The organism is Streptomyces anandii JCM 4720 (assembly GCF_014650655.1).
Lineage (GTDB): Bacteria > Actinomycetota > Actinomycetes > Streptomycetales > Streptomycetaceae > Streptomyces > Streptomyces anandii.
Genome location: NZ_BMVJ01000019.1, coordinates 129469 through 143500, shown reverse-complemented (window position 1 = coordinate 143500; position 14032 = coordinate 129469). Strand labels below are relative to the sequence as shown.

The window sequence follows — 14032 nt, the reverse complement described above, 5'->3', positions numbered from 1 at the left end:
CTCAGCTCGCCGGCTCCTGGCCCAGCCACCACTCGTACGTCGCGGCGATGCCGTCACGCAGCGTCACGGCGGGCTTGAAGCCGAGGGCGGACAGCCGGGAGACGTCCAGCAGCTTGCGCGGGGTGCCGTCGGGCTTGCCCGTGTCCCACACGATCTTTCCCTGGTAACCCGTCACCTCCCGCACCGTCTCCGCGAGTTCGCTGATCGGCAGGTCCTCGCCGCAGCCGATGTTGACCGGTTCATCGCCGTCGTAGCGCTCCAGCAGCAGGGCGCAGGCCGCGGCCACGTCGTCCACGTGCAGGAACTCCCGGCGCGGGGTGCCGGTGCCCCAGAGCACCACCTCGGGCGCCCCGCTCGTGCGGGCCTCGTGGAAGCGGCGGATCAGCGCGGGCAGCACGTGCGAGGTGGCCAGGTCGAAGTTGTCGCCGGGGCCGTAGAGGTTGGTCGGCATGGCGCTGATGTACGAGGCGCCGTACTGGCGGCGGTAGGACCGCACCTGGGTGATGCCGGCGATCTTGGCGATGGCGTAGGCCTCGTTGGTCGGCTCCAGCGGGCCGGTGAGCAGCGACTCCTCGCGGATGGGCTGCTCGGCGAGCCTGGGGTAGATGCAGGACGAGCCGAGGAACAGCAGGCGCGGCACCCCGGCGGCGTGCGCCCCGGAGATCACGCTCAGCTGTATCCGCAGGTTGTCCTCCAGGAACTGCACGGGATACGTGCTGTTGGCCATGATCCCGCCGACCTTGGCGGCGGCCAGCACCACGGCGTCCGGGCGGACCTCGCGCAGGAAGGCCGCGGTGCCCTCGCCGTCGCGCAGGTCCAGCCGGTCCCGGCCGCGGGTGATCACCTCGTGCCCGTCGGCGGCCAGCCGGCGGGCCACCGCGGACCCCACCAGGCCTCGGTGGCCTGCGACGAACACCCGCGCGGCGCGCGGGAGCAGCGAGGACGGGGACGGGTCGGAGGTCGCCGCTGTCCCGGGTCCGGGCATGGGCGAAGCGTCAGCAGTCATGCGCGGATTGTGCCAGCGTACGGCGCTTTCCGAGGACGTTCCTCGAACAATCATGGCAATTCACATCAGAACGTGACCGGTTGGTCGCGTCGGAGGGGGTACTGACTGCATGGGCAAGACCGCGCTGATCACCGGGGTGACCGGGCAGGACGGCTCGTATCTGGCGGAGCTGCTGCTGGAGAAGGGCTACACCGTGCACGGGCTGATCCGCCGCTCCTCGAGCTTCAACACCGAGCGGATCGATCACATCTACCAGGGCCCCGACCAGCCGGAGCGTTCCTTCGTGCTGCACCACGCCGACCTGTCGGACGGGGTGGCGCTGGTGAACCTGCTGCGCGACCTCAGGCCCGACGAGGTCTACAACCTGGGCGCCCAGTCCCACGTGCGGGTCTCCTTCGACGCGCCGCTCTACACCGGGGACGTGACCGGGCTCGGCGCGATCCGGCTGCTGGAGGCGGTGCGGGCCAGCGGCATCGAGACCCGGCTGTACCAGGCCTCGTCCTCGGAGATGTTCGGCGCGACCCCGCCGCCGCAGAACGAGCGGACGCCGTTCCACCCGCGCAGCCCCTACGGCTGCGCCAAGGTCTTCGGCTACTGGGCGACCGTCAACTACCGCGAGGCGTACGACATGTTCGCGGTCAACGGCATCCTGTTCAACCACGAGTCCCCGCGCCGCGGCGAGACCTTCGTGACCCGCAAGATCACCCGCGCGGTCGCCCGCATCAAGGCCGGTCTGCAGGACCGCCTCTACCTCGGCAACCTCGACGCCGTGCGCGACTGGGGCTACGCGCCCGAGTACGTCGAGGCGATGTGGCGGATGCTCCAGCGGGACGTGCCCGACGACTACGTGGTGGCCACCGGAGAGGCGGCGACCGTGCGCCAGTTCCTCGAGGTCGCCTTCTCCCACGTCGGCCTGGACTGGGCCGAGTTCGTCCGCTACGACCCCAAGTACGAGCGCCCCAGCGAGGTCGACGCGCTGATCGGGGACGCCTCCAAGGCGGAGGAACTGCTCGGCTGGAAGCCCTCGGTGAGGGTCCAGGAACTCGCCCGGATCATGGTGGACGCCGACGTGGCCCGCCTGGAGGACGAACTGGCCGGCACCGCCGTACGCGTGGACCGGTGACCGGCACCGCCCGCGCCCGCGCGGACGGGTGACCCCGCACCGCCCCACCCGCACGGACCGGTGACCCGCACGCGCACCGCCGGTGCGCTCCCGAAGCCCTCTCCCCCGCCGGGCGGCCCGGACTCCCCCTCCACCGGGCCGCCCGGCCCTTCCGCACCACCTTCCGCCTCCACACCACAGGGACCTCCCCCCACGGCAACGAGGTACCGGCAGCGACGACGAGGTACCTCCCGCTCGTACGCAAGGAGAAACAATGCACGGCAGATCCACTCAGCCCCGGCGGACGGGCCGCCGAACCGGGCACCGCCGCAGTCTCACCGCGCTCGCCGTGGCGTGCGCCACCCCGCTGCTCTGCCTGCCGCTCACCGCCACCGGCGCCTCGGCGCTCACTCCCCCGGTGGCCCTGACGGCCGACAGCCTCTCGACCTGGCAGACCAACGGTGTCGTGTACGCCCTCGCCCAGGCGAACGGGACGGTCTTCGCCGGCGGCACCTTCTCGGCGATCCGGCCCGCTGGCGTCGCCGCGGGCGGCGCCGGTGAGCAGTCCGCGGTGAACTTCGCCGCCTTCGACGCCGCCACCGGCGCCCCGGCCGGCTGCAAGCTGTCCTTCACCGTCGGCAGCGGCACCGCGACCGTGCGGGCCCTCGCGGTCTCGCCGGACGGCAAGACCCTGTACGCGGGCGGCTACTTCGGCGCGGTCAACGGGACCGGCGCGAGCAGCCTGGCCGCCATCGACATCGCCACCTGCACCGTGCGCACCGACTTCCGGCCGACCGTGCCGGCCACCGTACGGGCGCTCGCCGTCACCGGCGACACGGTGTACTTCGGCGGCGACTTCACCAGCGTCGACAGCACCGCCCGGCAGCGGTTCGCCGCCGTGGACACCACCGGCAAGCTGAAGTCGTGGACCGCCGACGCGGACGCTCCCGGACGGGCCGTGGAGGTCACCGCGGACGGGCAACACGTGGCGGTCGGCGGCGACTTCTTCACGGTCAACGGCAGCGACTCGCACGCCCTGGCCATCACCGACGCCACCACCGGCGCGGTGACCCGCGCCTACGCGCGGGGCTTCTTCCCGGACACCTCCGTCGTCAAGGACATCACCGCCGACGCCGGCGGCGTCTACACCGCCAACGAGGGCACCGGCGGCGGGGTGTTCGACGGGCGCACCGCCTTCGAGCCGGACACCTTCGCCCAGCGCTGGCGGGACACCTGCCTCGGCGCCACCCAGGCCCTCCAGCTCTACAAGGGCCTGCTCTACAGCGCCTCGCACGCGCACGACTGCTCCACGATGGGCGAGTACCCCGACGGCCAGCGCCGCCATCTGCTGGCCGAGGGCCTCAATGACGGCAAGCTCGTGGGCTGGGCGCCCGACACCAACGACGGCATCGGCGAGGGCATCGGCCCGCGCGTGTTCACCCTCGCGCCCAAGGGCGGCACCGACTACCTGTGGGTGGGCGGCGAGTTCACCACGGTGGGCGGCACCGCGCAGCAGTCCCTCACCCGGGTCTCCTCCGGCCCGGACACCGGGGCGCCGACCGTGCCGCAGGTGAAGGTGGAGAGCGTCGAGGCCGGCAAGGTCGCCGTGCACTGGCGCTCCAGCTTCGACACCGACGACAGCCACCTGACCTACCGCGTCTACAAGGACAGCGGCACCACCCCGGTGTACGAGGTCTCCGGCGACTCGCTGCCCTGGTCGCGGCCGCAGCTGACCTGGACGGACACGGCCGTGGCCGCGGGCGAGACGCACTCCTACCGGGTCAGCGTCACCGACGGCACCAACACCTCCGCCAAGTCCGCCGCGCAGTCGGTGACGGTGGCCTCCTCGGCGGACGCCTACGCGGCGGCCGTGCGCGGTGACGGCGCCTCCCTGTACTGGCGCTACGGCGAGGCCTCGGGCGCGTACGCGGCCGACAGCGCCAGGAACGACAACGGCGTCCACTGGAACGCGCCCACGCAGGGCGTCACGGACGCGGCGGCCCGTTCCGGCTCCGCGGCGAGCTACACCGGCTCCAAGAAGCAGTGGACGTACACCGACCAGCCGCACAGCGCCCCGTCGGCGTTCTCGCTGGAGCTGTGGTTCAAGACCACCAGCACCAACGGCGGCAAGCTGATCGGCTTCGGCAACAAGGTCCAGCTGACGTCCACGCGCTACGACAAGCACGTCTACATGACCAACAACGGCCGGCTGGTCTTCGGCGTCTACAGCGGCGGTGTGCGCACCGTCACCACCACGCAGTCCTACAACGACGGCAAGTGGCACCACGTCGTCGCCACCCAGAGCAGCGCCGGCATGAAGCTCTACGTCGACGGAACCCTGCGCACCTCCAACCTCCTGGTGACCGGCAACGAGTCGGGCACGGGCTACTGGCGGGTGGGCGGCGACACGCTGAGCACCTCCTGGTCCAACGCGCCGACCAGCCCGTACTTCACCGGGCTGATCGACGAGGTGGCGGTCTACGGCAAGGCCCTGTCGGCGAGCCAGGTGACGACGCACTACCAGCGGGGGTCGGGAGCCTGATGAGGAGAAGCACGCCGGCCGTCCTCGCCGTACTGCCGCTGCTGCTCGCGGCGTGCGGCAGCTCCGGCGGGGGCGAGCGGCACACCGGGGCGGACGGGGGCGCGAAGCCGCGCCCGTCCGCCACGGCGGCCCCCACGCCCCCGCGGGACGGCCCCTCCACGGCGCCGGCGCCCGGCGCGTCCGGTGCCGCCGGTGCCTCCGGGGGGACGTCCGGCACTTCGGGGGCTCCGCGCGACGCCGTACCGGACGGCCAACTCACGCCCGCCACCGGGTCGTTCACCAAGACGGAGAAGAAGTACCTGTCCGGACGGGTGCCCAAGGGCGCCGATCCGGCGGCGATCCTCCAGGCCGGGCAGGATGTCTGCGACCGGCTCGCCCACACCGCGAAGATCGACAAGGACGCGGCGCAGGGCGCGGTCATCGCGGGTGACATCAAGGGCGCCGAGGCCGCCGTGAACGGCCTGTGTCCGGACCTGAAGCCGCTGGTCGCCGCCACGAAGGGCGGTTACGCGGACGGCACGCACGCCGCCCCGGTGCCCGGCACCTACCGGGCGCTGACCCCGTCGAAGGACTGCTCGTGGTCCCTGGACGGCACCTCGGGCCGGCAGCGGACGATCACCATCAGGAAGGGCGCGAAGACGTTCACGTCGACCGGGTGCTACGCCTGGGCCCGTACCTGATGCACCCCTGTGTGCGGGGCAGCGGGGGCCGTCGTCCGGGCGGTCCCCGCGCTCGCGCCCGCCTCAGCCGAGCGAGGCGTACAGCGTGTGGAGGCGGTCGCCGACCGCGTCCAGCGAGAAGGACGTGCGGGACAGTTCCCAGGCGGCCTTGGAGGCGCGCTCGTTGGCCGCGCCGTCCAGCAGGTCCAGGATCTCGTCCGCGAGCCGCTCGGGCGTCGGGGCCACCCGGCCCGCGCCGGTACGGGCGATGTCGTCGGCCAGTCCGTTGGTCGGGGTCACCACCGAGGGCACGCCCACCGACAGGGCCTCCAGGACCGACATCGGGAACGGCTCGTCCACCGAGGGCAGCACGTGCACATGGGCGCGGCGCAGCTCGTCCAGGACGGCGCCGGGGTCCAGCGTGCCCAGGTAGTCGACGGAGCCGGCCACGCCCAGCTCCCCGGCGAGTTTCAGGGCCGCGTCCAGCTCGCCCTCGTCGGCGCCGGCCAGCACGAACCGGGCGCCGGGGTGCCTGCGCAGCACCTCGGGAGCGGCGGCCACGAAGTCCGCGGGGCGCTTGCGCGCCTGCATGCGGGCCACGTAGAGCAGCCGGGGCGGTCCGGGCGGGCGGGGGCGGCGGTCCTGCGCGGGTACGCCGTTGACCAGCCGTACGCCGTTGCCGGGGTCCTCGCCGCCCAGTACGGCGGTGAGCGCCTTGCGCTCGTACGAGGTCAGGTGCAGGACGGCGTCGGCGCGGCGCAGCACCCGGCGCACGGCGAGCGCGTCGAGGAGCTTGGCGAGCACCTTGTCGCTGGGATCGACCATGCCGTGGGTCTGCACGACCAGCGGACGCCTCGCGGCGAGCGCGGCGAGTGCGACCGGCAGGGTGACCAGGTCGCGGGCGAGGTGGACGTGGACCACGTCCGCCTCCCGGACCAGGCGGCGGGCGCCGGCCAGCAGCGCGGGCGACGTGATCCCGCTGAAACCGGCGCCGGGCAGCACCCGGCGGGCCGGGTAGAGGCGGGCGGGGCGGCCGTCGACGTCGGCCGGGAGGGGCCCGGCGAAGCCGGAGGCGAGGGCGACGATCCTGCACTCGACGCCCCGCTCGGCGAGCGAGGCCGTGAGGTTCACGGCGACCCGTACCGGACCGCCGAAGGCCTGGGTGGGGGTGTGCAGGGTGACCGCGTGCAGGGCCCTCACCGGGTGCGCTCCTTCGCGGCGGGGGGCGTCTGCCCGGGCTCCTTGAGGGGGCGGGTGCCGTCCGCCGTGTGGAGGGTGAGGTCGGGCAGGTCGCGGGCGAGGACGGTGCCGGCGGAGACCACGGCGTGCCGGCCGACCGTGACGCCCGCGAGGACGGTGGCGCGGGTGGCGATCCAGGCGCCGTCGGCCACCGTGATGGGGGCGTTGCGGTAGCGGAAGTCGGTGGTGCGGTGGTCGTGGCTGCCGGTGCACAGCAGCGCCTCCTGGGAGACGCAGACGTGCGAGCCGATGGTGACCGGCTCGAGGTTGAGCAGCCAGGCGCCCTCGCCGATCCAGGTGTGGTCGCCGACGCTGAGCTTCCACGGCCACAGGACGCGCACGCGGTGCCGGATCAGCACGCCTTCGCCGATCCGCGCGCCGAAGGCCCGCAGCAGGGCCACGCGCAGCCGGGCGGGGCAGAACCACGCCATGAAGAGCGTGTTCATCACGCAGAACCAGAGCGCCTGGGTGACGATCCCCCGCCCCTTGTCGTACCCGGACAGCGTGAATGTTCGAAGATCGCGCAAGGGTCCCCCTCCTCCGTGATCCACCCTAGGGATTCCTCCTTCCTTTCGCACACAGATCCGTAGACTCTGTGAACGAAAGGCAAAGGGGGGGCTCATGGCGGCGGGAACTCACGCGGTCGCACCACCCGCCGTCGCGCGGGTGATGCCCGGCGCGCTGCGGCGCGTGCTGGCGCTGCCCCTGGTGCTGGGGCTGACCGTGCTGCTGCCCGCGTTCGTGACGCTGCGGCAGGGCGCGGGTCTGCGCGACCAGGCGTACTGGCTGCAACTGGCGCTCACGGTCTACGCGGGCGCCCGGCTGTCGGCGATGATCCTCGGCCGGCACCGCAAGCTGCTCCAGGGCACGTTCTGGCTGTTCGTCTACATGGCGATGGGCATCGCTCCGCTCGCGCAGGCGGTGGTGGGCAAGTACCCGGTGCCGGTGGCCGGTTCGCGCTCCGACCTGGCGCTCGCGGTGGGACTGGTGCTGGCCGCCTGCGCGGCCTTCGACGCGGGCGCCCTGCTGGTGCGGCCGGGGGTGCGGCCGACGGCGCGCACGGTGTTCCGCCCGGCGATGGTGGCCAGGCGGCGCCTCGCGCTGCTGGTGGCGCTGGCGTTCGCCGGGAGCGGGCTGTTCATCCTGAAGCTGGGCGGGCTCGGGGTGTTCTTCGCCAGCCGGATGGAGATCACCGAGTCCATCGACGGCAGTTCGCCGGGCGACGGCGGTTCGCAGGCGGGCACGGCGATGCTGCGCGGCTTCGGCACCGTCCCGGCGCTGCTGGCGCTCATGGTGGTGACGCGCTGGCTGATCACCTCGCCCGGTGCGCGCCGCCGCCCGCTGCCGTGGATCACCCTGACCGGACTCGCGGCCCTGAACCTGATCGTCAACAACCCGGTCTCCAACCCGCGTTACTGGTTCCTGACCGTGCTGCTGGCCATGCTGTTCACGGTGTTCCCGCAGAGCCCGACCATGTACCGCACGGCCCTCACCCTGGGTGTCGCCGCGGCCGTGCTGATCTTCCCGTTCGCGGACAAGTTCCGCTACGACAGCGCGAACACGCCCGCCGCCGCCCAGACCTCCTCGGTCCTCGACCCGCTGGTGCTCAAGGACTACGACCAGATGGCGATGTTCGCCAACACCATCACCTACGCGGACGCGGGCAACGGCCACACCTATGGTCGCCAGTTGACCGGCTCCGTCCTCTTCTTCGTGCCCCGCTCGGTGTGGACGTCGAAGCCGAAGGACACCGGCGTGATGGTGAGCGAGTGGATGGCGGCGGCCAACACCAACCGCTCCTCGCCGCTGTGGGCGGAGCTGTGGCTGGACTTCGGGGCGGCGGGCATGATCGCCGGGTTCGGGCTGATCGGCTGGGTGGCGGCCCGGGTGGACCGGCGCTACGCGCACAAGGTGGTGCGGGCGGGTCCGGCGAGCATCCTCACGCTCGCCGTTCCGCTGGTCGCCGGCTACTCGTTCATCCTGCTGCGCGGTCCGCTGCTCCAGGCCTCCGGGCGCATCGCGATCGCCGTCATGTGCCTGGTGCTGATCACGACACTGCGCCCGGAGCGGTGGCGGCAGCTGCGCTGACGGCCGTCCGCTCCCCCGGTCCGCGCGCGGCCTTCAGCCAGGCGGCGGCGCCCTTGAGCACCGAACCAAGGCACAGCCCCCAGGCCGCGCCCTCGACCCCGGCCCAGGCGTACCCGGCCAGCAGCAGCCCCGCCGAGACGGGCGAGAACACCAGCTGCACGGCGAGCGTGGCGCGCGGCGCCAGCACGCGCAGGGCCAGCAGTCCGCACACCCCGAAGGCCATGGCCGCGTACTGGGCCCCGGTCGCCGGAAGCACCCTGGCGGCCGACTCCCAGGTGTCGCCGAGGAGTTGGCGTCCGTAGCGGAGGGGCAGCGCGTAGAGCAGCGCGGCCCACCCGGCGGCGACGGCGGCGAGGGCCCCGCCCGCGAGCAGGGCCGCGCGCCGGGGCGCCTGGTGGCGGGTGAGCAGCGGCGGCCCGAAGCCGGTGGCCGCGTTGAAGGCCACGTTCAGGGGGCCGAAGAGGGTGGTGGCGCCGCGCAGCGCGCCCACCGCGAGCGGGGTGGCGAACAGGCCGAGGGCGAGCACGGCGAGCTGGCTGGTGGCGTTGCCGACGCCGAACTCCACCACGAAGCGCCGTCCCAGGTGGCCGCGCGCCACATAGCGTCGCAGATCGGTACGGGCGCCTCGCACGTGCGGCCGCAGCAGCGCGAGGGCGAGCAGCAGCGCGGGCAGCGCGGACAGGCCCCACACCAGGGTCGTACGGGCCGCGGAGGCGCCGCCGGGCTGGACGGCCAGCAGGGGCAGCGCGGCCGCCAGGCGCAACAGGTCCGTGAGCAGGGCGAGATGGGGCCGGCGCAGCACGGAGAAGCAGTAGCGCAGGGTGTCCTGGGTGAGGGTGACCGGCAGGACGAGGCCGAGCGCGGCGTAGACGGCCGCGTCGGAGGAGGCGAGGGCCGCGCCGCCCGCCAGCAGGGCGCCGAGCACCGTGGAGGCGCTCGCGGTGAACGCGGTGGCGCCGCGGCAGGCGCGGCCGAGGGTCTCCGGCTCGCCCCGGTGCAGGACGAGTTCCTGGCCGACGTACGCACCGAACGCGCCGAGCAGCACGCTGAAGACGACGTAGGCGGTGGCGAACACGGCGAAGGTGCCGGCCTCGCTGTGCCGGGCGACCAGGACGAGGACGGCGATGTTGGTGAGCGCGCTCACCGCCTGGTCCAGGACGGAGCAGACGACGGCGGTGCGCGCTCTCACCGGGTGCCCGAGGACAGCGTCTTGAGGTTGACGGTCTCGTCGTGCAGCACGGCGGGCGCCGGGCCGGCGGCCTCCTCCGCGGCGGCGGCCGGGGCGGCCTCCGCCTTGCGGCGGCGGGACCCCCGCTGGTGGCCGGACGGGTGCAGGACGGCACCGAGGACCTGGCCGCCGGCCCCGTCGATGAGTTCGCGCACCCGCTCGAGGGCGGCCCGCGCGGTGGTGCGCGGGTCGCAGACCACGACGACTCCGTCGACGCGGTCGACGAGGGCGAGCGCGTCGGCGTAGGAGAGCACGGGCGGGGCGAGGACGACGACCGTGGTGTTGGGGGTGTCCGCCTGGTCGATGAGGCGGGTGGTGGCCGCGGAGGTGAGGGTGCGGGCCACGTGCGGCACCCGGGTGCCGGGGACGAGTTCGAAGGTGCCGGACTCGCCCGCGTCCACGGTGAGGTGCCGGCCGGCGGGCCACGGACTGTCCTCGGCGGCACGCCCGTTGGCCCAGCCGGCCCGTCCGCCGGGCGCCTCGGGGAGCCGGCCGGCGAGTCCGGGGCGGCGCAGGTCGGCCTCGACGAGCAGGGCGGACATACCGGTCTCGGCGAAGCAGGCGCTGAGGTTGACGGCGACGGCCGGGGCGGTCGTGCCCTCGCCGTTCGGCTCGACGACCAGCAGTCTGCGGCGGTCGGTGAAGTGGCGGTCGTAGGCGAGCCGGAAGGCCACCGAGCGGTACTGCTCGGCCAGTTCGCCGTCGGGGGCGAGCAGCGGCTCCTGGGGGGCCTTGGGCAGCACGCCGAGCACGGGGGCGCGCAGGGCGCGGGCGACCGTGCCGGCGGAGCGGGCCGACGGGTCGAAGATCATCCGGAGCCAGGCGCCGAGCAGCCCGACCGCGAGGCCGAGGACCCCGCCGAGCGCGATCAGCAGCGGGGTGCCGAGGCCCTCGGCGTCCTTGGGGGGTTCGGCCGTGACGGTGACGTAGCCGGGGGTGGTGTCGAGGGCCTTCAGCTCGCTGATGTTGTTGGTGAGCTGGGTGATCTGGCTGAGCAGGTTGGCCTGCGCGGCCAGCGCGGTGCCCCGCTCGCCGTCGCTCTGGAGCCGGTCGATCTGCTTGAGGAGGCTCTCGCGCTGCTTGGCGAGCGGGTCCAGCTGGTTCTTGTAGCCCTGGACCATCTTCGCGACGGTGCCCGCGGTCTGCTTCTCGCGGTAGTCGAGGTAGGCCCCGGCGAAGGCGTTGGCGCCGTCGGCGGCGGCCTTGGGGGTGCCGGCCACGTAGGAGAACTTCAGCACCAGCGTGTTCGGCGGGTTGGTGACCTGGAGGTGGCGCTGCAGGTCACCGATGTCGGACGCGCCGCGGCCGAGCGTCGTGGCGGCGCGGGCGGCCACCGCGTTGCCCGCGGCCGTCTGGCGCTCGCTGCCGATGTTGATCTGCTTGTCGACGGAGATCCCGGCCGCCGCGTAGGGGTTGATGGTGGCGGCGCGCACCAGGACCTCGCTGGAGGCCTCGTACGTCGGCGCCGAGCCCACGGCGAACCAGGTGCCGGCCAGCAGTCCGGCGAGCAGTCCGCCGCCGACCAGTACGCGGTGTCGCAGGACCTGCTGCACCTGGTCGCGCAGGAGCTCCGGTTCGTCCTGCTGGGCGCGTGCCTCTTCGTTCATGCGCGTGCCGCTCCTTCGTGCGCGGTGGTGCCCTGGTGCAGTGCCTCGGCGAGCAGGTCGTCCAGGCGGCCGAGTCCGGCCGCGCGGCTGAGCCGCTCGTCCACGTACGCGGGGCCGCGGGCCCCCAGCCGGCCGGCGGCCGCCGGGTCGCCTGCCAGGTCCCTGACAGCCTTGACCAGCGCGGCGGCGTCCTCGGGTTCGACCAGCACCCCGGCGCCGGAGCGGCGCACCTCGTCGGCGGTGCCGCCCTCGGCGGCGACCGAGGCGACCACCGGGCGCCCCGCGGCGAAGTAGGAGGTGAGCTTGGACGGCACGCTCATGTCGAGCACGGACGCCCGCTGGGTGACCGCGAGGACGTCGGCGGCGGCGAGCACGTCGGGGAAGTCCGCCTCCTCGGCGGGCGGCAGGAAGCGCAGGTTGGGCACGTCCCGGGCGAGTTCCTCCAGCGCGGCGCGCTGGTTGCCGTCTCCCATGAGGACGACGTCGAGGTGGGGGTCGAGCCGGGCCGTCTCGACGAGCACTTCCAGGCCCTGTTTGAGTCCCATGTTGCCCGAGTGCAGGACGACTTGGCGGTCCTCGGCCCAGCCGAGCCGGGCGCGCGTCTCGGCGCGGGGACGGGTGGGCCGGGCCACGTGCGACCAGTTGGGCACGAGCCGGACACGGCCGGGGTCGACGCCCATGGCCTCCACCCGGGGCCGGAAGCTGTCGTGGATGACGCCGACGAGAGTGGCGCGCCCGAGGGCGTAGCGCTCCGCGCGGGCGGCCACCGCGGCCGCCCGGTCGCCGCCGCTGATCCCGCTCTGCGCGGCGGCCGCGCCCATCAGGTCCTGCACCACGGGCACGAACGGGACCCGGTGCCGGCGGGCGATCCGCGCCGCGGCCACCGCGCCCGCCAGGCTCGGCATCTGCGCGACGACCGCGTCGGGCCGGGGCATGCGCGGCGGGGCGGCGAGCTGGTGGACGAGCAGCGAGGCCTCGAACAGGGCCCGGCGCACGGCGGTCTGCCGCGCGGGCACGGTGTGCCGCCGCCGGTGCACGGTCACCCCGCCGCGTCTCTCCGTGGCCCGCCACCGGCCGGTGTAGGCCTCGTCCAGCCGCCAGGACGGGTAGTGCGGCATTCCGGCCAGTACGTGCGTGTCGGCGCCGCGGGCCGCCCAGTGCTCGGCGAGCTGGGTGGCGTAGGGGCCGATCCCCGTGTGCTCGGGCGCGTAGTTGGTGGAGACCACGAGCAGACGGCGGCCGGTGAGGTCGTCGCGCTGGTGATCGTCGTCGTGCTCTCGGCTCGTGTGCTCTGGCTCAAATCCGGTCAACGCCGGTCCCCTTCCCCCCAGAAGCGATCCTGGATCACCTTAACCGTTCACCGGATCTCCAGGTGGGCTTCACAGTAAGGTCGGTGGACCATCAGCTGCCCTTACCGGGCGGACGTTCACCGTGGGGGGAGAACGCATGGTCCATCGTGTCGGTTATGCACCCGGGGTCTACGACCTGTTCCACATCGGCCACTTGAACATCCTGCGCCATGCCCGCAGCCAGTGCGACTACCTGGTGGCGGGGGTCGTCTCGGACGAGATGGCCGAACTCGCCAAGGGGCGCAGGCCGGTGATCCCGCTGCCGGAGCGGCTGGAGATCGTGCGCAGCGTACGGCATGTGGACGCGGCCTTCGTGGAGACCGTCCCCGACAAGCTGGAGACCTGGAAGCAGGTCCGTTTCGACGTGATCTTCAAGGGCGACGACTGGCGGGGCACCGAGAAGGGCGAGCGGCTCGAACGCGACTTCGCGACCGTGGGCGTCGAGGTGGTCTACTTCCCGTACACCGTCCACACCTCCAGCACCCTGCTGACGCGGGCGCTGGACGCGCTGGTCACGCCGCAGCCCGGGGAAGCGCGGACAGCTCCCTGAACCACTTGGCGAGGAACGCGACGAGGAACAGGGCGTGCACGGCGCCGAGTACGGCGTAGACCGTGCGGAAGACGTCCGGGGCGCCCAGGGTGAGGAACACCAGGCAGAACACGCCGTAGTCCACGGGCAGCAGGGCGATCGCCCGCAGCCGGGAGGGCGGGGCCGGCGGGGCCTGGGGGGCTATGCCGGTGTCGCGGCCGCGCTTGAGCTGCTCGGTCAGCAGCCCCGCGCAGAAGGTGACCACCGCCGCGAACTGGAAGCCCAGCGGCAGCAACAGCCACCCGTCGCCGGGGAGTTCGAAGAAGCGGTGGAAGGAGACCAGCACCGCCGTGTGCAGCGCGACCATCTTCGCGCAGTCCACCACGTGGTCCAGCCACTCCCCGGCCGGGCCGCCCTTCCCGGTGAGCCGGGCGAGCTGGCCGTCGGCGGAGTCGAAGGCGAAGCCGACGACCAGGGCCGCGTACACGGTGAGCGCCAGCGGCCAGGACGGCCGGGCGAGCGCGACGGCGGCGATCGCGGCGAAGGTGAACGCCGCGCTGACCAAGGTGACCTGATTGGGCGTCAGGCCGAGTCGGAAGGCGCCGGCGGCGAGATACCGGCCCGCCGGCCGGTTCACGTACCGCGAGTACAGCGACACGCCCTTCGCCGACTTCTGCGCGCCG

12 protein-coding genes are annotated in these 14032 nt (G+C 73.4%); 5 read left to right on the top strand and 7 right to left on the bottom strand.

All coding sequences use genetic code 11. The annotated features are described in order from the left end of the window. Window position 1: 1 nt before the first annotated feature. Window positions 2-985: a GDP-L-fucose synthase family protein gene (locus IE249_RS28135; protein ID WP_229859413.1), complete on the bottom strand. Its 984-nt coding sequence runs from the start codon at window positions 983-985 to the stop codon at window positions 2-4. Window positions 986-1115: 130 nt separating this feature from the next. Here IE249_RS28135 and gmd point away from each other — a divergent pair, with 130 nt between their 5' ends. From gmd to IE249_RS28120, 3 genes are all read left to right on the top strand, one after another. Beyond that, a complete protein-coding gene (gmd, locus tag IE249_RS28130) occupies window positions 1116-2129 on the top strand; it encodes a GDP-mannose 4,6-dehydratase (RefSeq protein WP_189709149.1) in 1014 nt (337 codons plus the stop codon). 253 nt (window positions 2130-2382) lie between these two features. Beyond that, entirely contained in the window at window positions 2383-4650 is a 2268-nt protein-coding gene (locus IE249_RS28125; RefSeq protein ID WP_189709147.1) for a LamG domain-containing protein, read from the top strand. Then, on the top strand, window positions 4650-5330 hold the full coding sequence (locus IE249_RS28120; RefSeq protein ID WP_189709145.1) for a hypothetical protein: 681 nt from the start codon (window positions 4650-4652) through the stop codon (window positions 5328-5330). Before IE249_RS28125 ends, IE249_RS28120 begins: the two co-directional genes overlap by 1 nt. Before the next feature lie 63 nt (window positions 5331-5393). Here the strand turns inward: IE249_RS28120 and IE249_RS28115 are convergent, their stop codons facing one another. Both IE249_RS28115 and IE249_RS28110 read right to left on the bottom strand, forming a co-directional pair. Continuing rightward, window positions 5394-6509 (bottom strand): glycosyltransferase, encoded by a 1116-nt coding sequence (locus IE249_RS28115; RefSeq protein WP_189709143.1) that lies wholly within the window; start codon window positions 6507-6509, stop codon window positions 5394-5396. Next, entirely contained in the window at window positions 6506-7075 is a 570-nt protein-coding gene (locus tag IE249_RS28110) for a WcaF family extracellular polysaccharide biosynthesis acetyltransferase (protein WP_229859409.1), read from the bottom strand. Before IE249_RS28110 ends, IE249_RS28115 begins: the two co-directional genes overlap by 4 nt. 94 nt (window positions 7076-7169) lie before the next feature. On the opposite strand from IE249_RS28110, the gene IE249_RS28105 reads away from it, so the two are divergent. Beyond that, window positions 7170-8636 carry a hypothetical protein gene (locus IE249_RS28105; RefSeq protein WP_229859408.1) on the top strand — a complete coding sequence of 489 codons (1467 nt, stop codon included), beginning with the start codon at window positions 7170-7172 and terminating at the stop codon, window positions 8634-8636. Here the strand turns inward: IE249_RS28105 and IE249_RS28100 are convergent. From IE249_RS28100 to IE249_RS28090, 3 genes are read right to left on the bottom strand one after another with little or no spacing between them, the layout of a single operon-like run. Then, window positions 8596-9825, bottom strand: a complete 1230-nt coding sequence (locus tag IE249_RS28100; protein ID WP_189709138.1) for an MATE family efflux transporter — start codon at window positions 9823-9825, stop codon at window positions 8596-8598. The two genes, IE249_RS28105 and IE249_RS28100, sit on opposite strands and share 41 nt — an antisense overlap. Then, entirely contained in the window at window positions 9822-11471 is a 1650-nt protein-coding gene (locus tag IE249_RS28095) for a lipopolysaccharide biosynthesis protein (RefSeq protein ID WP_189709136.1), read from the bottom strand. Before IE249_RS28095 ends, IE249_RS28100 begins: the two co-directional genes overlap by 4 nt. Continuing rightward, window positions 11468-12697 (bottom strand): glycosyltransferase, encoded by a 1230-nt coding sequence (locus IE249_RS28090; RefSeq protein WP_189709174.1) that lies wholly within the window; start codon window positions 12695-12697, stop codon window positions 11468-11470. Before IE249_RS28090 ends, IE249_RS28095 begins: the two co-directional genes overlap by 4 nt. Before the next feature lie 220 nt (window positions 12698-12917). Here IE249_RS28090 and IE249_RS28085 point away from each other — a divergent pair, with 220 nt between their 5' ends. Further along, window positions 12918-13370, top strand: a complete 453-nt coding sequence (locus tag IE249_RS28085; RefSeq protein WP_189709134.1) for an FAD synthase family protein — start codon at window positions 12918-12920, stop codon at window positions 13368-13370. Here IE249_RS28085 and IE249_RS28080 read toward each other — a convergent pair. Continuing rightward, window positions 13333-14032 (bottom strand): CDP-alcohol phosphatidyltransferase family protein (locus tag IE249_RS28080; RefSeq protein WP_189709132.1); only part of this gene is annotated, 700 nt, incomplete at its 5' end. The genes IE249_RS28085 and IE249_RS28080 overlap by 38 nt on opposite strands.

What these genes read in the sequence shown, in the direction of transcription:
- IE249_RS28135 (WP_229859413.1), bottom strand. Translation starts at nt 985, where the DNA reads ATGCCCGGACCCGGGACAGCGGCGACCTCCGACCCGTCCCCGTCCTCG.
- gmd (WP_189709149.1), top strand. Translation starts at nt 1,116, where the DNA reads ATGGGCAAGACCGCGCTGATCACCGGGGTGACCGGGCAGGACGGCTCG.
- IE249_RS28125 (WP_189709147.1), top strand. Translation starts at nt 2,383, where the DNA reads ATGCACGGCAGATCCACTCAGCCCCGGCGGACGGGCCGCCGAACCGGG.
- IE249_RS28120 (WP_189709145.1), top strand. Translation starts at nt 4,650, where the DNA reads ATGAGGAGAAGCACGCCGGCCGTCCTCGCCGTACTGCCGCTGCTGCTC.
- IE249_RS28105 (WP_229859408.1), top strand. Translation starts at nt 7,170, where the DNA reads ATGGCGGCGGGAACTCACGCGGTCGCACCACCCGCCGTCGCGCGGGTG.
- IE249_RS28095 (WP_189709136.1), bottom strand. Translation starts at nt 11,471, where the DNA reads ATGAACGAAGAGGCACGCGCCCAGCAGGACGAACCGGAGCTCCTGCGC.
- IE249_RS28085 (WP_189709134.1), top strand. Translation starts at nt 12,918, where the DNA reads ATGGTCCATCGTGTCGGTTATGCACCCGGGGTCTACGACCTGTTCCAC.